17 protein-coding genes are annotated in these 24,067 nt (G+C 56.9%); 16 read left to right on the forward strand and 1 reads right to left on the reverse strand.

Annotation, left to right across the window (positions count from 1 at the left end; translation table 11 throughout):
• The first annotated feature begins 60 nt into the window (after positions 1-60).
• From L1A08_RS08690 to L1A08_RS08765, 16 genes are all read left to right on the forward strand, one after another.
• Positions 61-576 (forward strand): DUF2243 domain-containing protein, encoded by a 516-nt coding sequence (locus L1A08_RS08690; RefSeq protein WP_238755944.1) that lies wholly within the window; start codon positions 61-63, stop codon positions 574-576.
• A 53-nt stretch (positions 577-629) separates the two neighbouring features.
• Complete coding sequence (locus L1A08_RS08695) at positions 630-1,199, forward strand: DsrE family protein (protein ID WP_238755945.1); 570 nt, start codon at positions 630-632, stop codon at positions 1,197-1,199.
• Positions 1,200-1,208: 9 nt separating this feature from the next.
• The gene (locus tag L1A08_RS08700; RefSeq protein WP_238755946.1) at positions 1,209-2,804 is read left to right on the forward strand and encodes a bifunctional metallophosphatase/5'-nucleotidase; all 1,596 of its coding nucleotides are present in this window, start codon (positions 1,209-1,211) and stop codon (positions 2,802-2,804) included.
• Between the two features lie 256 nt (positions 2,805-3,060).
• Positions 3,061-5,259, forward strand: a complete 2,199-nt coding sequence (locus L1A08_RS08705; RefSeq protein WP_238755947.1) for a tetratricopeptide repeat protein — start codon at positions 3,061-3,063, stop codon at positions 5,257-5,259.
• Between the two features lie 60 nt (positions 5,260-5,319).
• On the forward strand, positions 5,320-5,913 hold the full coding sequence (locus L1A08_RS08710) for a hypothetical protein (RefSeq protein ID WP_238755948.1): 594 nt from the start codon (positions 5,320-5,322) through the stop codon (positions 5,911-5,913).
• A gap of 356 nt (positions 5,914-6,269) precedes the next feature.
• Positions 6,270-6,503 carry a hypothetical protein gene (locus L1A08_RS08715; protein ID WP_238755949.1) on the forward strand — a complete coding sequence of 78 codons (234 nt, stop codon included), beginning with the start codon at positions 6,270-6,272 and terminating at the stop codon, positions 6,501-6,503.
• Positions 6,504-6,522: 19 nt separating this feature from the next.
• Positions 6,523-7,821, forward strand: a complete 1,299-nt coding sequence (locus tag L1A08_RS08720) for a hypothetical protein (protein WP_238755950.1) — start codon at positions 6,523-6,525, stop codon at positions 7,819-7,821.
• Positions 7,822-7,852: 31 nt separating this feature from the next.
• Positions 7,853-10,444 (forward strand): GAP1-N2 domain-containing protein, encoded by a 2,592-nt coding sequence (locus L1A08_RS08725; RefSeq protein ID WP_238755951.1) that lies wholly within the window; start codon positions 7,853-7,855, stop codon positions 10,442-10,444.
• 32 nt (positions 10,445-10,476) lie between these two features.
• Entirely contained in the window at positions 10,477-13,458 is a 2,982-nt protein-coding gene (locus tag L1A08_RS08730) for a hypothetical protein (protein WP_238755952.1), read from the forward strand.
• A 137-nt stretch (positions 13,459-13,595) separates the two neighbouring features.
• Entirely contained in the window at positions 13,596-14,969 is a 1,374-nt protein-coding gene (locus tag L1A08_RS08735; RefSeq protein WP_238755953.1) for a GYF domain-containing protein, read from the forward strand.
• 45 nt (positions 14,970-15,014) lie between these two features.
• Complete coding sequence (locus L1A08_RS08740; RefSeq protein WP_238755954.1) at positions 15,015-15,857, forward strand: MotA/TolQ/ExbB proton channel family protein; 843 nt, start codon at positions 15,015-15,017, stop codon at positions 15,855-15,857.
• Positions 15,857-16,678 carry a hypothetical protein gene (locus L1A08_RS08745; protein ID WP_238755955.1) on the forward strand — a complete coding sequence of 274 codons (822 nt, stop codon included), beginning with the start codon at positions 15,857-15,859 and terminating at the stop codon, positions 16,676-16,678. The genes L1A08_RS08740 and L1A08_RS08745 overlap by 1 nt, the downstream gene beginning before the upstream one ends.
• A 13-nt stretch (positions 16,679-16,691) precedes the next feature.
• Positions 16,692-17,600 (forward strand): hypothetical protein, encoded by a 909-nt coding sequence (locus L1A08_RS08750; RefSeq protein ID WP_238755956.1) that lies wholly within the window; start codon positions 16,692-16,694, stop codon positions 17,598-17,600.
• 189 nt (positions 17,601-17,789) lie between these two features.
• Entirely contained in the window at positions 17,790-18,425 is a 636-nt protein-coding gene (locus tag L1A08_RS08755) for a peroxiredoxin-like family protein (protein ID WP_238756715.1), read from the forward strand.
• A 195-nt stretch (positions 18,426-18,620) separates the two neighbouring features.
• Complete coding sequence (locus L1A08_RS08760) at positions 18,621-20,069, forward strand: hypothetical protein (RefSeq protein ID WP_390896870.1); 1,449 nt, start codon at positions 18,621-18,623, stop codon at positions 20,067-20,069.
• Between the two features lie 40 nt (positions 20,070-20,109).
• Positions 20,110-21,474, forward strand: coding sequence for an arylsulfatase (locus L1A08_RS08765; RefSeq protein WP_238755958.1), 1,365 nt, complete (start codon positions 20,110-20,112; stop codon positions 21,472-21,474).
• A 204-nt stretch (positions 21,475-21,678) separates the two neighbouring features.
• On the opposite strand, the gene L1A08_RS08770 is transcribed toward L1A08_RS08765, so the two are convergent.
• Positions 21,679-24,051 (reverse strand): ATP-binding protein, encoded by a 2,373-nt coding sequence (locus L1A08_RS08770; protein WP_238755959.1) that lies wholly within the window; start codon positions 24,049-24,051, stop codon positions 21,679-21,681.
• Positions 24,052-24,067: the final 16 nt, after the last annotated feature.

The following is a 24,067-nucleotide window of genomic DNA, read 5'->3' on the forward strand; positions in this document are numbered from 1 at the left end:
AGAAACAGAGATTCAGCCTGATCCCTTACGAGTCTCTGACAATGCCTCCAGGAGCAGAACATGACCGAAAGCCACAATCGTCGCCCACTCATCTCGGCCGGGACACTCCTGGGGGTTGGTATGGGAGGTTTCGTCGACGGAATCCTCTTTCATCAGCTTCTCCAACTCCACAACATGCTTTCGGCGAAGTATCCCGTGCGGGGAGTCGATGCTCGAACGCTCGCGGTGAACCTCGAGATCAACATGTTCTGGGACGGGCTCTTCCATGTTTTTACGTGGGTCATGACTTCTATTGGAATTGCGCTTCTGTGGCACGCTGTTCACGAGAAAAAGGTCCCTTTGACGACCAGAACATTTGTGGGGTCGCTCAGCCTGGGGTGGGGACTGTTCAATCTGGTCGAAGGAATCATCGACCATCATATTCTTCACATCCATCACGTTGTGGAGACCAGCAATCACCTTGTCTGGGACCTGACGTTCCTTGGAGCCGGGGTCGTGCTGATCGTATTCGGGTCGTGGCTGATCCGCTCCGATCGTCCGGCGTCACCGGAAGGCCACCGGACCGCGAGTCCCTGACAAACACGTAGGAAGTTTGATGACCCGAACGAAATTCGAAAAGGAGAATCGCTATGAAGTCGCTGATCGCTTTCACCCTCGCCATGCTCGTTATGTCCCCCGCCTTCGCCGACCCTACAGGCGATCCTGAGTACAAGCACCCCGTGATCGAGAAACATGGCGGGATCGTCGTGCTGCCGGACGCCGCTCATCAGCCCGGAAAAAACTCCAAGGTGATCATCGACATCACTTCGGATGACAAATCGGGGAGCGTCATCAAAGGCTTTGACCGGGCGGCGCTCATTCTCAACCAATACACCGAAGCCGGAGCGGGGATGGATAGCGGGTTCAAGATGGCAATCATTCTGCATGGTCCCGCCACGAAAGCCGCCTTGTCTCACGAAGGCTATGCCAAACACACCAATTCCTATCTGACCGACAAAGGTAAGACCAGGAATCCCGACCTTGATCTAATCGCAAAGCTCAAGGAAGCGGGGGTCGAGGTTTTCGTCTGTGGTCAGGCGCTGGCTCACCACGGCTATTCCACGAGCGAGGTCGCTTCCGAGGTGAAGGTCGTCGTCTCTGCGGCGACGGTGAATATCAATTTGCAGATGAAGGGCTACGCTTACATCCCTTTTAAATAGGAGCGTTTTATGAATCGAGGCAGCATGATTCTGTTCGCTTTGATCCTCGGTGGAGGATGCTCAGTCGCTCTCGGCGGCGAAGACACAGAGTCTCCGTCCGCAGTCATCACCATCCTTCATACCTGCGATTTCCACGGGCGACACATGCCATTCGTCGTGGGGCCGGGAAACGCGACGTCTCAGACCGGCAATCCTCGACAGCCGGACAATCACTTCGAGCGTGAAGGATCAATCGGCGGCTTCGAGGCGCTCGCAGCCGCCGTGAAGGAGATCCGTCGAGAGCGAGGCGAACAGAATGTGCTTCTTCTGCATGCGGGAGATACGTTTAGCGATGACCTGCTGGGCAATCTCACTCAGGGAGAGGCGATTATCCGGCTGATGAACGCAGTCGAATTCGATTATATGGCTCTGGGCAATCACGACTTCGACTACGGATTGAGCCGGACTCGCCGCCTGCAGGAGCTCGCCAAATTTCCGATGCGGGGGGCCAATGTCATCGAACGGGAAACTGGCAAGCCTCTGTTTGGAGAGCCATTCAAGGTTTTCTCAGCAGGGAAAGCGAAGGTCGCCGTGTTGGCACTGGGCTACCACAATACGGACCAGACCACTGCTCCGAAGAATATCCGAGGACTTGAATTCACAGACGGTAGCGAAGTCGCAGCTCACTACGTTCCTGAACTTCGTCGCCAGGCGGATGTCGTAGTGGTCCTCTCCCATCAGGGAACAGCGGTCGACAGTCTGCTGGCTCAGAGGGTCGAAGGGATCGATCTGATAATCGGCGGGCACTCGCACGATCGAATCCATCCGGCTCTGGAGGTGAGCGGTACAAAAATCGTTCAGGCGATGTCGGACACAGCCGCTCTCGGAGAGGTACGCATTCGGATTGCCAACGGACGGATCGAGAGTATTGAAGACGAACTTCACATGCTCTGGTCTGAAGATTTCCCACCGGATCAGGCGACCGCCACATTGATCGACTCTTTGCGAAAGCCTCATCGGGATCAACTGGAGCAAAGCATTGGAACCGCGGCTGCTCCCATTGCTCGTCAGTATAAGCAGGAAAGTCAATTCGATGGGCTTGTCGCTGAACTCCTGCGGCAACAGAGCGGAGCGGATGTGGCCTTCTTGCCCGGCGTGGGATATGGCATCACATTACGGAAGGGGAAGGTGAGCCGGGAAGCTCTCTATACGTTGCTGCCTCACCCGGCCAAGCTCGTTACGCTACGGCTTACAGGAAAACAGATACGAGACACTCTGGAACAGTCGGCCACAAATCTTACGGCCACCGATCCCCGGAACCGGGTCGGGGGGCTCATTCAAACTGCCGGTATGACATGGACAGTGGTGCTGGATAGTCCAGGCAGACAAAGGATTCGAGACGTGAAAGTCGATGGGGTCTCTCTGGACGATGCCCGGGTTTACAACGTAGCAACCCACAGTGGAATGCTGCAGGGCATCCATCAATATGCCGAGCTCACCAGAGGCAAAGACGTTCAGATCACCAATAAACGGGTGGTCGATATCGTGGAAGACCATTTTCGAAACGCACCGGCAGTATCACCGCCCACCGAACAGCATGTCACGGTGATCAACTCCGAAGATTAAGGAAGCCAACGGGGAAATGCGCCTTCATTGACCTCTCAATGAGACGTGCCAGAAGTCATTAGTGGCCCGAGGAACAAAAGGGGGGGATTAAACAAATGTGTCCGCCGCAATAGTCATCAGATTGTGGTGCCTGTCTGATCAGTTCGGGAATGTCATTGAAAATGGTCCTCCGAACAGGTACTGTGCGGAGGTATCTCTGGACAGTCAGTACAGCTCTGAAGTGAATTGAAGACGGCGGGCCACTATGCGGATGAGAATGGGCGTTCACGCTGCGCTGCTGACAGCGTTGACGTGGGGGGCGGCATGTTCAAACAGTGAACTCGACCAGCTTCCGACGGTTTCCCACGTCACCGAGGAAGTCGCAGCGAATCCTGATACGCAAGCGGAAGAGTTCATCAGTTCCGATTCGTCCTCTGGCCCGGAATCTTCAACGACACCTCCTCCTGTCGACCAAAGCAATCCAATCGAACCCGAGTTCGTCTCGCCACCCGAGGGATCTTCTAGAGACGCTGAGGTGGCCGGCGATTCGACGGAACCGGGTCCGCCAAGGACCGAGGAATCCTCGAGCGAGAGTCGTCAGCCCGATGCCACCGCGATGGCAGTTCCGGGAGCATCCGTCCAGACGAACATCCTGCTTTCGGGGGTTCCCGAAATGGTCAGCGATGCCGGGATGGAGAGCCCCGCCTCCAGTTCGACACCCCAGCGAGTGGTGAAAGCGGCCTCCGTCTCCACAGAGGAAGTCGCGTCTCTGGAAGCGATCGAACGGCTGCATCGGGATCTTGAAGCAGAGAGCGAACCAGAAGCAGCTTTGAGTCGCCTCGATTCCTTTCTGGCTTTCTATCGACTCTCTGCAGCGCAAGAGCAGCAGTTCGCAGCTGAACGGCAGACGTGGGCGGCTCGAGGTCTGGAAAAACTGATACGCATCGACGAACACTTCGTTCCCCGGAGTGAGCTTGAAGAAGACCAACTCGTGCTGATTCGGTATCTCGCGTCGGTCATCCAACTTTGTCAGTCGCGCCAATCGATTGAGTCGGTGCTTGAGACTCTGGAGAAGGCGAGTCGGGAGAACTCTGATTCAATCGTCGCGTTTTACCATTCCGGATTGATTAAAGCTGTCTGGCTGAACGACAGTCGGGACGCGTTGGGGGATTTCCGCCGGATTACCAGGGAGATGCCGGAACATGCTGGAGCCTGGAATAATCAGGCGATCTGTGAGATGAAGTCGGGGGACTTCTCGCGTGCGCTCGGAAGCTGGCGAAAGGCTGTCACGAGTTCGCAGAATCTGTCCGACCGAACGTTCATTGCCCACAACATCGCCTACGCGGCTGAAATCGCTCAGTCGGAAAAGATCAAGGCGCCCGCATCCTTTTCAGATGCTGCCTTGCGACTTCTGGCCGATGCCGGGCCTCTCGTATCTGGTCAGCCCAGGGCTCGTGGGCCATATTGGAGATTCAGTCCCTGGATCGCAAAGGCCGAACATGTGACGGCCGTAAGAGGGTACCACGACGCGAACGCGATTCCGCCGCAGCACATTCGGCCTCTGAAACGAATCAGTGCTCTCGCCGTCGGTGGAGAATGGTTGCTGGTCTCCACAGACGATCTGAGTATTCCGTATCTGGGTATGTCGGACTACATCCGGGTTCTCAGCCCCGACCTGCAGGTTATGTCTTCCATTGGGGTCGCGGAGTTTATCGCAACGAATGAAGAACTGGGGCTTACCCTGCTTCGTTGTCAGGCTCTGGCTGCTCCCGTACTGGAGGTGGCCCGTGATATCGTGGAGCCCGGGGCTCCCATCCACGTGGGACTCTCTGTCCCGGACCAGTCGATGACGTTCCATTCCACGAACAGCGTTTCGTTGCCGACGAATGTTGCCTATGCCTTTGGCTTGAAAATGGACGAGATCGAACCTCTGCCGACAGGGGCTCCCGTCTTTGATGCAAACGGAAAGCTGGGCGGCCTCATCGCACCGCTGTCGTCGTCCGCGACGGGATCTCCAATCCAGTTTGTCTGGTCTGCTTCGACAATTACGGAATTTCTCACGGCGGCCGGAGTCGTCATTCCAGTGACTGCCGAGCAGGGGAACGGCACGTGGGAAACCCGGCAGCATTTCCTGACCAATCACCTGGTTCGGCTCGAACTCTGTTATCCGGAAGAATGCCTCTCGCTCGATCTTGCGCAGCGGTCAAAGTTCAACGCTTCGCACTACCTGACGGACCGGAGTTGCCTGGTCTGTGACGGTCGCAGTCGAGTGAATTGTGATCGCAAAGGGTGCGTCAAAGGGCAGACGTCCCGCCGCTACAAGGGAATCGTCTCCTACACCCAGAAAGGCGAGCCGATCTACGGACTGAAAGTCGCCGTTGAACGCTGCACGCGATGCGATGGTCACGCCACATTGGATTGTCCGAATTGCCGGGATGGTACGGAGCCCGAACGAGGCTCTTTGCTGCTCGAATGATCGACGCAAGCAGAGCAATGTCCCCCGTAGCCGCTGATTTCCCCCTGAGAGAGCCCGCCGATGCCCGATCTGAAATGTCCTCATTGCCGTGCCGCCCTGCGAGTGCCTGACTCGCTGATGGGCAAGAAACTTCGCTGTAAGAACGAGACCTGCAAACAGACCTTTGTGGCTCAGCTGGAACCTGCCAGTCCCGCCGTCCAGGTCGACGATCCTCCCATGTTCTCCGATATGCCCCCGGACTGGCAGCAGGCAATGGATGAACGGAAGCGGGAAGAGGAGCGTCAGAATGAACGAGGTCAGTCATTTTTTGATGACCTGGGAAATGGTTCTGTCAATGAAGATGACTTGAGCGAATCACGCTATCCCAATCTGATGAAGTACATCAGGTGGGCAAGGGTCGTCGCCATTGTTCTTATCGTCCTCACCTATATCGGAATCGGTTTCAATTTCCTGCATGATGTGATCGAGGTGTCCCGACTTTCATCGTCCTCCAATGAAACATTGGGAGCAACGATTGTCCTCGTGCTGGTCACGACAATTTCCGTGGCGGTTGCCTACCTGTTCTACGTGATGTTCATGGCGGGGATCGAGTTCATGCAGGTCATCATCGACATCGAGGAGAACACACGATCGCGCCGGGAGGCGAGTGAATGAGTAGTTCCGTGAAAGGTAGACGCCTGCTGCTCTCTCTGCTTCTCGCGTTCAGCGCGATGTTTCTCGGTGGATGTTCGAAGCCGCCGGAGAGGCCGCCGACTTCGGACGCTTCGGAGGAAGGTTCAGAGACAGGTTCCGCAGCGGGGGAATCGGATGTTACGAGCTCGGACGAATCGAGTTCCGCAGACCCTCCGAACTCTCCGCAAAGGCCGAATGATGTCTCTGACGAACCGGAAGACACGTCTTCTTCGGGGCCGCCTGTTGGACCGGCGTCTTCCGAAAGAAGCCGATCGGGAAGGGAGCAGGAGGGAACCGCGTCCGATCTCAATCCGGCCACACCCGCAGAAGCCGCCCGGATGGCGGAAGAGCATCTATCGTTGAGTGAAGGCAGTTCGGATCTCTCGGCTGCGTATCGCAATGCTTCGTTCGCATTGCACTGCGCCCGCCAGTTCCCGGGCGACACGAACTGTCTGCGAATCGCAGATGCTGCACTCGGACGAATCCAGGCGCTCGAAGCTCAGGCGGCCGCCTCGGTCAACGTTCCGCCGAACGGATCGCTTCCTGAAAAGACAATCGTAGAAATCCCTTAGTTCATAGAGTGTAGCCGCCATGTCAACGACTCAGGCATCTGCCCCCTCAATGTTGCACCGCGTCATCTGTCCGCAGTGCTGGCACAAGTTCCACCCCGAAGACATCCTCTGGGTGAGCGAGCACCAGGACCTGTTCGGAGCAGACAATCGCGTTCCTAACGCGCAAATGAGGTTCCTGCCCAGCCGATTCTCCCCTCAGGCCGAAGCGATCGATCCTCGCGGCTTTCCATGTCACCGTCTCGCATGTCCGAACTGCCACCTCGAGATCCCGCGGCCGATGCTGGAACTGCAGTCTCTTGTTCTCTCGGTTCTCGGCAGCCCCGGCAGCGGTAAGAGCTATTTTCTGGCAGCGATGGCGAGCCGGCTCCGTCACGTGCTGCCGATGCAGTTCTTCGCCTCATTTACGGACGCAGATGCCAGCCTGAATGTACGGTTGAAGGACAGCGAACGGCAGATGTATGCCAACAGTAATCCGTACGAGATTCAGGAACTGGGGGAACTCATCCGGAAGACTCAGGAAGTCGGCGACGAATACGGCTACGCCGCGGTGAACTTTGGATCGCAGTCGGTGAACTATCTGCGTCCGTATGCCTTCACCATGCAGGTCCAGCAGAATCATCCCAATCCCGAACGGCGTGGCACGGGCCGCGTTATCTGTCTGTACGATAACGCCGGCGAATCGTTCCTGCCGGGCATGGACAAGTCCGCCTCTCCGGTCACTCGCCATTTGGCAGAATCGCGGGTGCTGTTCTTTGTGTATGACCCGTTGCAGGACAGCCGATTCCGTTGTCTTGAGTCCGACCTCGGCGAAGGGCTGATCGACAAATCACATCTGGGATCGCAGGAGGCGGTTTTTCAGGAAGCCGCGAATCGAATTCGCCGCTATTCCGGTCTCGCCTCACGCGAGAAGTATCCCCGGCCGGTCATTGTCGTCGTCACAAAGTGCGATCGCTGGGCGAAGCTGATCGATGGAGACCTGATGAACCAGTCGGCTGTGGTCGAGGCGAACAAGAAGCTGAGCGATGGTTCTATCGCCAGGTTGAATGCGCTTGATACCGGGTTGGTGAAATCTGTTTCGGCAAAGGTTCGCAATCTCCTCGCCAGTACGACACCGGAGATTGTTTCGGCAGTGGAAAGCTTCACCGATCACGCCTGCTATATCCCTGTCAGTGCCACCGGCGCCAAGACGCACGTCAATCCGCGGTCGGGGCTCCAGGCTGTGCGGCCGGGCGATCTGCAGTCGTTCTGGGCAGAAGTTCCCTTCATCTATTCGCTGGCCATCAGTTCGGCCGGAATGATTCCCAAAGTATCCCGGTAACTGATTTGTTCGGCACGGAGAACTCTGAACGATGATCTACGAACTGGTCTACACATCGGCTCCCGCGGGGTTGCGTCCCGGCAGCAGCGGTTACTGCACGGTCCAGAGCAGTCGAGGCATTCCCGCACCGACTGTGGATCTGCTTGAGTCGCTGAGCGGTTATCGGCACATCTTCACGGCCGGAACGCCGGAAGCCGCTAACAATCCCGTGAACTACGGGCATTACCTTTTGAGGGTGCAGGGGCGACCAGAACATGTGTTGTCCCGCGTCTCCGATTGCCCGCTCGATCACACGGGACGTTCGAATAAACTTGGCCATCACATGGTCATTGATACGCCAGATTCGATTTCTGCTGGTCCCGCCTGGCTGCTTCAGCAACCGGGCTGGATGACGGACCAATGGGACGGCAAGGTCACCGTTCTGAACACGGTCCGTTCGGCGCCGTCGACGCCGCGAGCAGCCGGCAAATGTGAAGCATGGCGAAGAACAGTGGGCGATGCCGGCTGGGCCGGCGTGCTGGCCGAGTCCTTCCTGGCCGATCCGCAGCGCAAGGTCTTTCTGATCTATCAACCGGGAACCGATGTCCTCGTACTGTTTGAAGAAGCTCTGGCTCTGTTGCCGGTTTCGCAGCGGTGGGATGTCACGTTCAGTACTTACGGAGCCGCGTTGCCGGCCACCGTCGAGTGTCTCTGGACGGGCGTCATCGCCGGATCGCAGGAAGAGCACCTCAGTAAGCGTTTCGTCCACGCGTTAAGAATTGATCTGACGAAAGCGTTGGGAGCGGCTCCGGAGATGGGGGATCTCGTCACGCTCGCTCGGACGGGCAAAAAGGCTCCCGCCGCAGCCCCGACCGCAGCGGCTGCTGCCGCCGATACGCCGGTGACGATGTCCCTCTCCGAAGACGATCTCGCCGAAGGCCGGACGTCTCTGAAATCCCCGCAACGTTCGCCAGCCGACAGCATCTCTGCAATGCCACCCCCGGTCAGACGCCGCGCGAAAAAGTCCGATGCAGGTTTCGGACGACTGGTGTTGATCGTGGTCGCATGTTGCCTGCTGTTCGGCGGGGGTACGGCGGCTTCGCTGGTGTATTTTCTGAAGAGTGAAAGCCCAGCTTCTACGTCGTCTGCCACGATACTTGCAGAATCGGAGAAGAAGGCGGTTGCTGACAACAGCACCATTGACCGTCCAACCAAGCAGGCGGCTCTACATAAAGATCCCAAGCCTGATGCTGCGTCGGAGTCGACGGGACCGCCAACGCGGCCGGCTAAACAGGAAGTGCCTCATACTGTTAAATCATCTGAGACTACAACTCCCGAGCCCGTGTTGACATCAGTTGGAGAAGTTAACAAGCGAAAAGATAAGAAGAATAAACAGGAACGTCGTCCTGTTCCGACGATTGAATACCCACCTGCGTCGATTGCGATGCTGCAGGCACAAGAGAACAAGCTGGTCCTGCTCGATCAGTGGGATGCGAATGGAGGACAACTTTCGTCGGTCAGACTTCTCATTCCCAAACACCAGTCCACTGTGCCCACAGAGGCTGAAACGAGCTTATTCCATCCCTTTCTTCTCGAAGAACTACCGCTTACAAAGAAGCTCGTTGAAGATCGCGCGACTACGAAAATGACTACGTTCGATAGCCTTGGAACGGAGGTCTTATTCGACGGGACATCAATAGCAACTGTTTCGGCACTCGTGACCGATAACCATCTTCGGCAAATAGTTGTAAATCCGTATTCGCAGGAACATGCAGGGGCAATATACGGGGCAATATTCTTAGCAAAGTATACGGCCAAGGCGTTCGCGGTACCGTTCCATCGCCCGATTGAGGCCCAACGAGGAGACCTTGTCCCCTCGGAAGAGTCATTAATGGCGGTGCGGATAAAGATTCCTCGCACAGCCGAGGGGAGCGCCCAATTTGAACGGTTAACCAAAGCCTTGTCCGTAGTCGTGGTCGGTAACCCAAAGCTCGCCGTCGGCAACGATCTGTTTGAATTTGAATTTACGAATTCTCGAACTCTGAAGTTCGTCAATGGACCATTCAATCCAGGGGTACTTTCCTTTGTATTAAACGATTCTCAAACAGACGGGAACTACACCGACGAAAGTTTTGCGGTTAGGGCGCTGTCGTTTGACGCGAAGCCACTTCTTGAAAAGGTGTTGGAGAAGAATCAGATAGCAAAGCGTGCTTCTGATGAACTACAGGAGCAATGGTTGCGGATTCAGCACGCGCTACAGTTAACCAATGCGTCCGATATTTCTCATAATGATCGGAAATTGCTGGATCCCGAAAATGCTCCTGCTTTCCGAGACGATTTTTCTGCCCTCAGGATTGTCTCGGGAAAAGTACGATCGCTCGCATCTGCGAGGTTGAAGTCCGGTCAGAGCGAGGAGACCGTCTTCGGGAAGGATGAAGCAGGCAATCAGGTGACTAAGGATGATGTCGAAAAATATCTGAAGGACCGAATAGACCTGATGAGCATGTTCAAAGAGGCGGATGTAAGAAAGAAAGAAATTAACGATGCGACGCTTGGCGGGTTTTCTATCGCAACTGTGTATGAACTTCCGGCAGAATATCAGGATCGATTGTTGATGGTTCCTATTCTTAACGTTTCCGAGTAATCAATCAGCGATAAGTGCAACGGGGAATCGCGATGGCACAAACACACACCCTCCAACAAATTCAGATGCTCGTTGATCAGGTCCGGTTGACGATCATGAGCGAGCAGTTTGATGCGACGCCGGAAACGAAGACGCTGGCGCGGGAGTATGCGGAGCTGTCGCGGCAGTTGAATCATCGGCTGCGGCAGTGTGGCGAGTTTCTGCGGCAGGGATTGCGGAGCGAGGCGATTCGCGAAGCGGAGTCCGAGCCTCGGCTGCTGGAAGCCGTGGGCGTCGTCGACAGTCTGTCAGAAGAGGAGCAGAAGGCTTGGAGCGACGTCTGCGAGTTCCTGGAACTGCCGCGTCCGGAGCCGATGCTGAATGATGCCGCTCTGATGCTCGACTCCGCCTATGAAGAGCATGGCCCGCTTGAGAAACTGCTGCGGCTGCACCGACGGCTGGCCCTGCAACGGGCCCCCTTGTCGAAGCGACTGGCCATTCTCCGGAATCTCGCCGTGGACGACCCGACGACCGAATTCTGGGAAGAGGACATTCTGGAGTACGAGAAAGCTCGGCACGTGCAGATGTTCGAGGAACTGCGAAAGCTCAAGAGATCGCCTTCCGCTGCTGCACTCTCGGAATTGCGGGACGAGATCGACGGAGCGCAGTGGCAAACTCCGGTTCCGAGAAAAGTGCAGGTCCTGGTTCGAGAACTGCAGCAGACCGCCCGTCGGGATGAGGCGCGGCAGGCGCTTCAGGAAGCCGAGACCATCTTGCAGGTCGCGTTTGCGGAAATGAATTTCGCCAGGGCGCGATCGGCCTATGCCCAATGGCAGGAGAACTGGCCGGCCGCTGAGTTGGCCGATGACGATCCGCTCGCGATTGCAGCCATCCCGGCTCTCTCGTGGTGCGAGCAGTCAGCGGCACGCGAAGCCGAAGAGGCAGACTGGAACCGGACTCTGGCTAAAGCGGAATCGTTGTTGGAACGTAACGACGCCGATCTGCTCGCCCTGGAACGGATGAGCGACGAACTCGACCGATTCGAGCGTCCGGTGCCGAAGACGATCGATAATCGGCTGCAGAGCCGCATTGCCAGTCTGAATCTGCGCCGACGCCGTCATCGTCTCCTGGTTATTACCGGCTCGAGTCTGGCGACGATCGCTGTGGTCAGCCTGGTCACCGTCGTCGTGCTGCAGGCGAATGAACGCAGTTTTCGCGGCGACGTGCTCGCGCGAATCGATCGGTTTGTGACACAGGGGGAAGTTGAACCTGCCACCGCGTTGCTGACGAAATTCACCGGCCGATGGGAGGGCTCGCCGGAATGGTTGGACGCGGTCAATGCTGTCAATGAATTGCAGTCGACAATCGACGAGCGAAGCCGCCGACTCGACACCACACTGCAGGAAGCCAGTGCCGTTCCCGACAACGACGAGAAGACCTTTCGAGAGATTCGCGGTCGCGCTCAAACGATTATCGAAGAGCAGCCGGTCATTCAGCAGCTGGTCGACCGGATGGAGCTGTCGTTTCGCAATTTGAGCAGCGAGCGGGGATTGCGTCTGAAGGAGCGAGAAGCCGCTCTGTTTCAGCGTCTGGAAGCTCAAAGCAATCAGTTGGATCAGCTCAACGCCCGGGTCGCCGAACTGGAAGAACGAACGTTTGAGACTCAGATTCAGCGACTCAAGGATGCACTCAGGATTATTGAGCAGGAAGCTGCGGGAATGAATCCGCAGATCCGCGATCAGTCCCAGCTGCTGATGACACAGGCCAACGAACTGACAGGCGAGGTTTATCGTCAGATCCGCCGGAAAAAACTGCTTGCGGAGATGGCGGACGCCTCGCGCGAAAGCTTCGCGGGCACGCGACTCATGACGGACCTCTACGGGGAACTTCTCGGCCAGCTTCAGATGGTGACGAAGGAAGAGAACGCCCTGAAAGAACTGGAGCGAGTCGTTCAGGAGAAGTCGGCCTGGGCAGCGATCGAAGAATACCGCCGGCGTTTTTCCGAACCGGCCGAGAAACTGTTTCCGACTTCTGCTGATCAAATTGCGGAACGCAGTCAGGACGTTGCGGACTATCTGAAGAGCTATCCTCAGTCCCCATTGCTGGGGCCGGTGAAGGATTATGCCGCGGTGCTCGCAATCCTCGAGAAGCGACATGGGAACTCGGGAAGCCTGGTGGAGAGAGTGCGACTGGCGGCCATCGATGACTTCGCGATGAAGAATCTGTACGCGGTCCGAGTCAAGAATCTGGATTGGCCGTATTACATCACCGACTCTCGGACGTTCACCGAGAAGCAGATTGTGGAGATCAGCGGGTACCGGCAGGATCGCCAGCCTCAACTGGTCCGGTTCAGCGCCAGCCAGCTCGTGAATCGAGATGCGGAGCCGGCGCCTCAGCAGGAGCTCGCCGAGACACTGTCGTCTCAGCTGGATCAACTCGAATTTAACAACTGGGAAACAACGTTCCGGGACATGACGCAAGCGGTCCTGGAGGCGAAGACGGTCGATCCGATCCTCCGCTTGCGACTGCTGATGATCCTTCAAATGCAGGCCAAAGAAGGAAGCCTGACATTGCCCACGCATCAGCCATTCGTCGCATACACGAGCGAACAGACAGGCGTATCGCAACAGGTCAATCTGTTGACTCAGTGGCCCGATCCGGAAGACGCCGATGTGCTGCAACGCCGCAAGAAAGCTGAAGAGTACGTCGATAAGTTACGCGTCACAGAAGCCCTGAAAGACGTCTGGAAGTCATCGGAAGATCGTTTCACGTCTCTTGCGGAGATCCTGAACCGTCCCTATCGAGCGATTGGCTGGATGACGCGGGATGACGACGGAGAACCCGTGCTGGACATCGATGTTCCTCCGGCCGGAACGTGGAATCTGGCAATCTGCCGACTTGGCGAGACCGATGGAGCGGAAGCCGTTCTTCGGCAGATTGGCCATGCTCGAAATGGTGAAGCGGTCGTACCTGATGACAGTTTGAAATACGAGTTCTGTCCATGTCGTCTCGTCTTCGCCTATCCCAGTCCCTGAGTTGAAACGCTGTGGATCCCGTCCTTTCGGTTACCTAAGCACAGTTGAGACATTCCATGAGTTCTGCCGACAAAAGCTATCTGATTCGACTACGAGGGCGCACTCGGGGGCCGTTTAGTCTTTCCCAGTTGCGGCAGATGAGTTCGCGCGGCCAGTTCAGCAAGCTGCATCAGGTGTCGGAGGATGGCACGAGCTGGCAGTCGGCTGCTGAACTGACAGCGATCTTCGGTGAGCGAAAGCAAGCCGCACCGCAGCCAGAACCGGAGAAGGCGACGACCGAGTCCGTGGAGTGGCACTACGTTCTCGACCAGCAGCGACTGGGGCCAGTGAAGGAACTGGAGCTGCGTGAGCACCTGCGGAGCGGACGAATAGCCGCGACCGCACTGGTCTGGCACAAAGGGCTGCCGGATTGGATCGAAGCTCGAGAAGTGTTTCCGGAAGAGGTTTCGGAGAAACGATCCCTGGCTCTTCCTGCTGCCTTGATCGCTCTATTCGTGGCGGCTGCAGCCGGCGCGACCGGCTTTGGTGTCTGGTACTCCCAAAGTCAGGGGGCGCCCGATCTGGCCAGGCTGATGAGTCCTGCGGGCGAGATTCGTTCCATGGATCTGGCGAACGATACGACTCAACAGCAGGTGCGTGCCGCCACGGGGATGGTGGTCTGCTATGCGGAGATTCTTCAGAAAACGGGCGAGCGACATGAGCGGCCCTTCAGCACCGGCACCTGTTTCATGGTCACTCGCGACGGATACGCGATTACCAATCGACATGTGGTCGAAGATCACAAGGAATGGGTGGATGCCTCCGAGGAAGGACGGGTGCTCAGACTGGCCGACACGATTTTCGATGAAGCAAGTGTGACGACGGATTCTTCTGACGAGCAGGACGAGTTCCGAGGACTGATCCGGGAGGTAACTGCGCAAACGATCGGAAGCATCGTCCCGAAGATCAACGTGTATTTCGGAGAGGTTTCGCGATCTGCGACGATCGAGCATATCAGTCGCAAGTACGACATGGCGATCCTGAAGATCGAGGATCCGCCGACGAATCAGGCGTACTTCGCACTCTCTGCGGAATCTGTTCCGCCGAAAAGTACACAGGTGATCGCTTTGGGATTCCCCGGTACGTCTCGATACGCTGTGACCGCCGATGAAGCCGCTCTGCTCGCCAGCCGGGCCACCAGATCGTCTCTCCCCGAGAAGCTGTTTGGGAACGACGATCACCGAACCGTCTTCAAATCGAGCGCGTTCGACTACGTCCAGACTCCAGGGGAAGTCAGCGTTGTGCAGAAGGAGGCAGGAGAGATTTACAACATTCAGCATACAGCCGCCATTCGGCAGGGCAACTCGGGTGGACCGCTTGTCTTCCGATCTGGTCCGTCTGCCGGAACGGTCATCGGCATCAATACTCTGCTGCTGATTCACGACGCCCCCGTATTCATCGCGTTCTCGGTGGCCCAGATGCGCGATGAGCTCGATCGGGTGATCGGACCGGGCAAACTGACGTGGCGATAGACTCCGTCGACTCAACGATTTGACCTCCCTGGAAGAAAGTTACTTATGACGGAGATGATCGCGTGGTCGCTCTCAGACCCGGAGCAGCGGATCGGCTTTTCCGGCGGGCGATACACTCAGGTGAACTACCTGTTGTCCGGACTGCTGGCCGGACTGCTCACGGCAGCCGTCTATGCCAGCCTCTATCCATTCCGGGACTATCCCTTCGGGCAGTCGTTTTTCCGCAGCGGCAGTCTGCCTGTTTCCGTCGCGATTGTTTTCTTCACGGCATGGGCTACGGTCATTCTCGCGTTCAAGTCCGCGAAGCTTCGGCTGCAGCGAAAGACTCTCGCGATTCCAATTGTCCCCGACGACAGTGATTTCGTCCTGTCTCCGCACTCGGCTGCTCACGTGCAGGACCAGGTTTCCCATGCGGTTGATGATCCCCGTTATTTCATGCTCTTCAATCGCATCTCGTATGCGTTGTCGAACCTGCAGAATCTTGGACGGGTCGGAGATGTCGCGGAGATCTTCAAGACACAGGCCGAGCATGATGAGGCGTCGATGGAATCGTCTTATCTGATCGTCTCGGCATTTGTCTGGGCGATCCCCGTGCTCGGATTTATTGGAACGGTTCTCGGTCTCTCGGCCGCAATCGGCGAATTCGGAAGTGTGCTGCAGGCGGCCAGCGATTTGAGCGTCATTAAAGAGAAGCTGCAGGGGGTGACCTCTGGTCTGGCGACAGCCTTTGAGACGACGCTTCAGGGGCTGCTCGCCGCTCTGGTCGTGCAGCTGATGATTGTCTGGAACAAAAAGAAGGAGCAGGATTTTCTCGACGATTGCAATGAATACTGCACCAGACACATTGTCTCTCGTTTACGACTCTTACCGTTCGATGAGCAACAGTAATGGCCCGAGGAAGACGCGGAAACGAACTCGGGATCTCGCTGTTCGCGTTCCAGGACATCATTATGTCCGTTACCGGTATTCTGATTCTGATCGTCCTGCTGCTGGTTCTGGAACTTGTTAATCAGAAGTCAACGAGCCAGCTTCAGCAGACTTTTGAAACACTGAAGATGGAACTGGATACTGAGATGGAGTCGCTTTCAACACAACTGGAACGTATTGAGCAGGACCTGTCTCACGATAGCGAGGCAATTGACCGCGCCATCAGGAACCCGGAATCGGTGTTGAATGATCAGCTGAGTTCCGAACGTACTCGACTCAACTCACTGGACGCGCAGATCCACACTTTGGAACAGGTTGGAGAACAGCTGACGGAACAGCAGGAGGGACAGTCGGAAGCACGAAAGATTCTCGATGAGCGAGAACGAGAAGTGGCCCTGCTCAGACAGCAGCAGGCAGCGATCGAGCGTCAAATGAACCAGCTGGCGAGCGGCAATTCGGCGAAGTATCTGGTGCCTCGCGGCATCAATCCCGCCCAGGCGTGGCTCTGCGATGTCCACGGGCAAGGGCTCCACTTAACTCCGATGAACTCACCTGAGCCGACGATTGAGATCTCGGTCGACGATTGGGTGAGTGAGAGTGAGGCGACATTCTCGGGATTCCGACAACGCCTCGCCGAGATTACCCCGCGTGTGCGTTATGTCCTGTTCATCATTCGACCTGCTGGCCGGGAATTTAACGAACCGTTGTTGACGAAGGGCGATCAACTGGACATCGAATTCGGAGTCGAATACGTCGCAGAAGAGCACGTGATTCTCAGATAGCCGAGGAGAGATGATGACGTCCAGAAGACGCAAAGCACGTGAGGGCGATGGTCTCGATCTCCTGCTCGATACGATCTGCAACATGTTCGGCGGTATCGTTTTCATCTCTTTGCTCGTTGTGCTTTTACTGCAGAACAGCGAAGACGTATCCGCGAGTAGAGAAGTCGAGATTGATCCCCGGGAGATCGAACTGCTGCAAGAAGACCTGCGCCTCGCCAGAACCGAACTCGATCGATTGCAGCTGGCTCGACTTCAACAACTGGAGTTCCTGTCCAGGTATGTTCCCGATGACCTGCAACAGCGACTGGAAGATCTGGAGGACTTGTCGGAACAGAACTTTGATCTGGAAAATCGGTCTCAGGAATTACGTGAGAAGAACGCGGAGACGGTGATCGCAATTGACGAGACCGAGAAGTCGCTCAGGACATCAGCCGAGTTACTTGACGAGTTGAAGGTCGACGTGCGGGAGATGGAGAAAGAACTCTCTGCCGCGGTGGAGGAACAATCGGTATCGCTCCCGCGTGCTCAGAGAGAGTACGCGCGGCGATCTTTGCAGCTCTCGATCCGGTTTAACCGTGTATTTTTCCGGCACGATCCCGATCAACTTACACGGGGGAACAGCGTTCCTAATCTCAGAGACTACGTAATCACCGAAGACGAAGACCAGTATTACGAAGTTCAGGTTCGTCCCACGGCTGGAATCGATCTCGCCGACCGCGCTCGGGCCAGGGCGCTCCTGCAGAGCCAGTTGCGCCGATTTCCGTCTTCCAGCTGGACGATCTCGCTGACCCTCTGGCCAGAGTCGTTCGGCTCGTTCAGGACGCTTCGGGAGATTTTGACGGAGTTGGGTTACAGCCTGACGGCCATCACACCCGACACCCCCGTTTTCGATCGGGGCGGAGAAGACCGCCTTTTTCAGTGACGAACTCTGCAAAACAACGAGTGTCGCTGCAGGCGAGGCAACGAGCTATCGTAGCGTATCCTGTTCGAGACCGTGGCTTTCGTGAGTGGGCGGCTAAAATGCAGGAACGTGGGGGGATTCTTCGCGGAAGGCTCGCGGGGAAGTTCGTCCTCCCTGTTCTCCAGCACGTTGACCCGGGAGAGTATTGTGATGATTCGATGTCAGTTGATGGTGATCGCTCTGTTTGCGGCAGTCTGTGGATTCGCCAGTGTGGGGTGGGCCGAGCAGATTACAATCGCGGGGGATGCCGAGGCGACCAAACCGCTGAAGGCGGGCGAAAAGGTGCCCGATGTCACTGTTCAGAATGGATCGGGAGAAAGTGTCTCGCTGCGTTCGCTCGTTGACGACGGTCCAACCGTCATCGTGTTCTTCCGCGGCAGCTGGTGTCCCATCTGCACCCGTCACTTCGCTGATCTCATCAAGATTCATCCCGAGATCGTCGAACAGGGGGGCAAAGTCATCGCGATCAGTCCCGATACCGCTGAGCTTTCCTCTGAGAATGAAGAGAATCTGGGCATCCCGTTTGAACTCTACTCGGACTCCGACGTGAAGGCCGCTTCGGCATTCGGCCTGGCGTTTCAGGTCGACGATGCCACCCTCACACGATACGAGAAGTTCGGCATCGATTTGGAGAAGGCCTCTGGTCGAAGTCATCACGCGCTGCCCGTCCCTGCTGTGTTCATCGTCGGTGACTCCGGAACGATTCGTTTCGCCCACAGTGATCCCGATTATCGGCAGCGACTGGAAGGAAAAAAGATCGTCGCGGAACTAAAGGAACTCCAGTAAGAGGAGGGGTGGAAAGCTTCAGATTCCGCAACCGGCGGCGGTTCGGCCCCGCCGCCGCGGGTCTGCTCAGGGTTGTTTCCCGCCGCAAGGTCGCGCAAGCTACTTGAACCTTGTCGTTCAGAATGCCTGTGGGTTGCGAAGCGCTTTGAGGAGATCCATTCCATGTCGGTGCGAGTCTGTGTTGTCGTGACGTTGATGTTGGGGGCGATCGCGTCAGTCGGCGCGGAGGAATGGGCGATCGATTCTCAGGCCGAATGGGAAGCGGCCACCGGGAAGAAACAACAGCTGACGATTGAAAGCGGGGTTGCTTCCTCCAGCGAGAAGAAGGCTACGTTCTCAAGCGTGCTCAAGCAGTTTTCGGAGAAACGTTCCGCGAAGTCGATTGTCTTCGCTCAGTCGCCGTTGTGGCAGAACTGGGAGCCGATCGAGAATCTGGGACCGAGTAATCTCGGTGATGCACCGATCCTGCTGAGCATCGGCCCGGACAACTACTGGATGTTCGGCCGCTACGGCGGCAAGAAACCGAAGAACTTCAAAGGGGAACCGGCGACGCTCGAAGGCTTCAATGTTCCGCTGGTCACGACACCGTTTCCGAATCAGTTCGATGCTCCGGGCGGACTGCAGCCGCGGCTCGGCGGGTATCATGCCTGGCAGAGTCGGGACATGGTTCACTGGGTTCATCACGGGCCGGTGACTGAGAAGTTCTCGGCATGGTCAACCACTGCTGAGTATGCGGACGGCAAGGCCTACATTTACTACGACTTTCCGAACGACCAGGATCCTCATGTCTATGTCGATGAGGACCTGACGGATGGCCGTCCCGGCGTCAACCACGGCATGGCGTTCGACGATCCTTCGCATGGCTCCGACTGCGGCGTCATCCGCGATCTGGACGGGAAGTTCCATCTGATTGTCGAGAACTGGGATCCGATCAACGCTCAGCGACATTCGTGGGATTCTCCGCTGGCGACTCATGCCGTCAGTCCGAACGGAATCGACAGCTTCAAAATTCTTGACCCGGCCGTCGATCTGCGAACGAAGCCGACGGGCGAGACGGGAACCTACAAGCATCCACACTGGGTGAAAGAACATCCGGAGCGTTTCAAGACGAACGTAGCCGAGTACGAGATCCACGAGCCGGAACAGGAAGCCTTCGGAGACTGGGCCGCGATCTCGATTGGCGGGCAGTACTACCTGTTCGGCGACTACGATCCGGTTGATGGGCACATGAGCGCCTGCTGGTTCACGTCATCGGACATCAATCAGCCCTTCACGTTCTGCGACCACATCGGCCAGGGACATCCCGATCCCGATATCTGCTTCGCGGAAGGTCAGTTCTACCTCGCCACACAAATGAAGACCGACTATGTCAGCCCCGGCCCCTGGGTGGAATCGGTCGAGGCTCGCGTCGGGGTCGACACCGATAACGATGGGGCGATCGACCAATGGACCGACTGGACCGAAGTGCGTGAGACCTATCGGCAGCGAGAAGGCTTCGCCAAGCAGATCGATAAGACCGCCGCCTCGATCGACCTTGAGAAGTTGCCGCCCGGGCACGCGTTTCAGTTTGAATTCCGCCTCACCGATACGACCGAAAATAAGTCGCGTCCGATGATGGATCGCGTCGTGTTGACCTTCGAGTAACGTCTGGATTCGTGCCGTGTCGTTTGGGGGGGAAGCTGTTATGCCGCATTGCGTTCACGCTGTTCTGGCTTTGTTTGTGCTGACTGCGATCTGCCCGGCGGAAGAGCGGCGGCCGAACATCATTTATGTGATGATCGATGATGCCGGCTACGGCGACTTCGGGGCGATGGGCTCAGAACATGTCCAGACGCCGACGTTTGATCGAATGTGTCGGGAAGGGATGCGTTTCACCGACCACTACTCGGGCTCGGCTGTCTGTGCTCCGACCCGTTGTGTGTTGATGACCGGCCTGCATACCGGGCATTGCCGCCGTCGGAACAATCGGGCAAGTGCGGCTCTCGATCAGACCGATCTGAACGGCCTCGTCTTTCTGAAGGATGAAGACCTGACTGTCGCCGAAGTGCTGCAGGAGGCCGGCTATGTCACCGGCGGAATCGGAAAATGGGGGCTGGGGAATCCGGGCTTCCCGGGATCCCCAGATAAGCAGGGTTTCGATCATTTCCTCGGCTATCTCGATCAGGTTCACGCTCACGATCATTACACCGACTGGCTCTGGAACGATGGCGAACGGATGCCGACGGGCGAACGCTATTCCCATTACATCTTCGAGGAGGACACGCTTCGCTTCATTCGCGAGAACAGGGATCAACCTTTCTTCCTGTATCTCCCGTATTGCCTGCCGCATGGGGCGTACACAATTCCTGACGACGATCCCGCGTTGGATCCGTACCGGGACAAACCGTGGAAAGAAACGGTCCGCAATTACGCCGCGATGATTACCCGGGCCGATATGACCGTCGGCAGGATTCTGGATCTGCTGGACGAACTCCAACTCGACGACGACACGATTGTCTTCTTTACCTCCGACAATGGTCCGAACACGCCGTTCCTCAAAGATCTGAACTCGAATGGACCGTTCCAGGGAATTAAGCGAACGCTGGACGAGGGCGGGATTCGCGCAGCGATGGCGGTCCGCTGGCCGGGACACACGCCAGCCGGCGTGACGAGCGATTTCGTCTGGGACATGCGGGACGTGTTTCCGACTCTGTGTGATCTTGCCGATGCCCCGCAGCCCGCTCATCTCGATGGCATCTCGGTTCTGCCAACGCTTCTCGGAAAGGAGCAGAAACCCCGCGAGCATCTTTACTGGGAGTTTTCGAGAGAATCCCAGCAGGCGGTCCGCATGGGGCACTGGAAGGGACTGCGAAAAGGAACGGAGATGCCGATCGCGTTGTACGATCTCCAAACCGATCCCGGCGAAACGAACGATGTGTCGGCTGGTCATCCGGACGTGGTCCGCAGAATGGCGGAGATCATGGCCGAGTCTCATGTCCCCAGTCCGTTCTGGCCGCTGGCAGAGGACGGGACTTCGAGGAAAGGCTCCCGGAAGAAGACAACGCCGTAAGACAGACTGTTGGCCGCCGCAGTTTGAGCGCTGCTGTGGAGTTCATCGCTGGTGGGGAAGGGGCATCATCGCGGGAGTGAGTTGGTGTCGTCGCTTGACCGTATCGCGATTGATGAGACGTTAGGTCCTGAGTGAGGGTTGTTGAAAGGGCCGTGAAGCTGCAGCTTCGCATTGGGATCTGAGGGAACTTCGTGAGTTGTACGCTCAGTTCCAGTCGACAGCCGCTTTGGCAACGAGTCGTCGAATCATTTGGACCAGCACTTTGCGGTCGATCGGCTTGGTGGCGAACTCATCGCAACCCGCTTCGCGGCACTTTTGTTCCTCGCCGGCCATCGCATTGGCGGTCAGGGCGATGATCCGACCGTCGTAGGACTTCTCCCGCAACAGACGGACTGCCTCATAGCCGCTCATCACGGGCATCTGCATGTCCATGAGGATGCAGTCAAACGGTTTGGGGGCCGACATCACGCTGCGAATAGCGGCCAGCCCGTCGGAGACGATCTCGACCTCGGCTTCGACCTTCCGCAGGATGAAGGAGATCAGTTGTTGATTGTCTGGTCCATCTTCGACGAGAAGCACTCGATAGCCTCTCAGGTCTTCTTTCTTTTGTTCGGAATTCTCCGAGAGATGCGTGTTCGAGACGACATTCAGGGGGACTCGGGAGAGATCCCCGACCGGGATTTTGAGCTGAAAGCGTGAACCGACGCCCTTCTGAGTTTCCACCAGTTCCAGTGATCCGCCGAGGATCTCCGCCAGTTTTCTGCTGACCGTCAGTCCCAGCCCCGTACCGCCGAACCGTCGAGTTGTGGAGGAGTCGGCTTGGGAAAAAGGCTGGAAGAGCTCGCCGACTTCAGCTAGCGACATTCCGATGCCCGTGTCGGCGACATCGACGCAAAGCCAGTTGGACTCCGGCTGACGGCTCAATGTGGCGCGGATTCGAATTGAACCCGATGCCGTGAACTTGATGGCATTGCTCAACAGATTGATAAGGATCTGTCGCAGACGAGTCGGATCGGTCTCAATCGATTCAGGAAACGTTCCGTCAAACTCGACGATCACCGCGAGATTCTTGGCTTCCGCCTGTCCGCGGATCAGTTCGACTGCATCCTGGATGAACAGACTGGGGTTGTGCTTTCCGATATCCAGATCGAGTTTACCTGCTTCGACCTTGGAGAGATCGAGAATGTCGTTGATGACCGTGAGCAAATGCATGGCGTTGCGGCGAATTGCCGTCAGAGCCGATGTCTGGCTTTGATCAGCCGACTGTTCGGCAAGAATCTCAGAGTATCCAATGATCGCGGTCATTGGCGTGCGGATTTCATGGCTCATATTCGCCAGGAAATCGCTCTTAGCCTGTGTAGCCGCGGTCGCTTGCTGAGCGAGGCGTTCGGCATCTTCCGACTTGGCATTGAGCTGCCGATTCAAATCGTCCAGTTTGTCTCGAGCCTCCTGCGATTCCTGAAGCAGGGCCCGGGTCTCGGCGGCTTTCTGATTAAAGACCAGAGCGGCTTTCGACAGGCTGCCCAGTTCATCGTTGCGACCGCCGGCGGGAATGAGCGCACGGGATTCCCCGCGGGCCAGCGCGGAAAACGTGCTCGTCAGATTATTCAGGGGCGGAACGATATCGCGGGTGATGAGCCACGAAGCCGCCAGGCCCATCACGATTGTGATGACTGAGAACAGGTTGCTCGACCACTTGAACTTCTCCGTTGCGTTGGCCATTTCCGCCGCGAGTACGCCGATCTGAGCGGCCTGCTCGCTGCGGACTTCGTTGGTGAATCGTCCAAACTCGACCAGTTCTCCGGCGAGAACAACATTGACCAGATGCAGGTACCCACGTGTCGCCTGCACCATTTGCAGCATGACCGATTCGTACTCATCCAATGCCTGCCGGGCCTCTTCGACAGCCGTTTCGCTTACCGCTGAGCTGATAATCATGCCATTGAGCATGTCTCGTGATTCTTCGAGTTGAGCCGTTGTGGCTCGGACCATGGACGAATCGGGCGAGTGAATATACCGCATTGTTTGCAGCTGAGCGTTCGCGAACGCCGTGTCGATGCGAGAGATCATTGTCTGCTGGGTGGTGGCGACGCGAAGTGTGTCGAGTTTCTGCCGAATCCGTTCTTCGCATTCCGGCAGCCGCGTAAGCAGCAGATGCTTGCGGCGGGCGCGATCGACGATGACGGAATTGAACAGTTCCTGATGTGTCGAGAGATGGATCATCATCTGAGCGAGTGCTTCGGAGTCACTGTGCGAGTTCGTCTCCATCGCCTGAGTCAGCTTGCTCTCGATCTCATTCTGAATGTCGATGGCGCGGTGTTCCGGGCCTTCGTAACCGGTGAAGGCGAACAGCAGGACTTCCCGCTGGAGGGAACGCAGGAGGAGGTCGATGTCGTTGAACATCTCTCCTTCCCGGCGAATTGTTTCATGTTCCGTCCAGTCCTGCTGAGCTCGGCACATCCCGTAATGGCTCAGGCAGGCGATGGAAATGTGGAGAACGAGGACGACGGAGAATCCGAAGGTAATCTTCGAACGGACACTCCAGTCCGGAATGCGGCAGTAATCAGCAATCGACATCAGTCCGCGTTCCTTA

The sequence above is a fragment of the Rubinisphaera margarita genome, assembly GCF_022267515.1.
In the GTDB taxonomy this organism is placed as follows: Bacteria; Planctomycetota; Planctomycetia; order Planctomycetales; family Planctomycetaceae; genus Rubinisphaera; species Rubinisphaera margarita.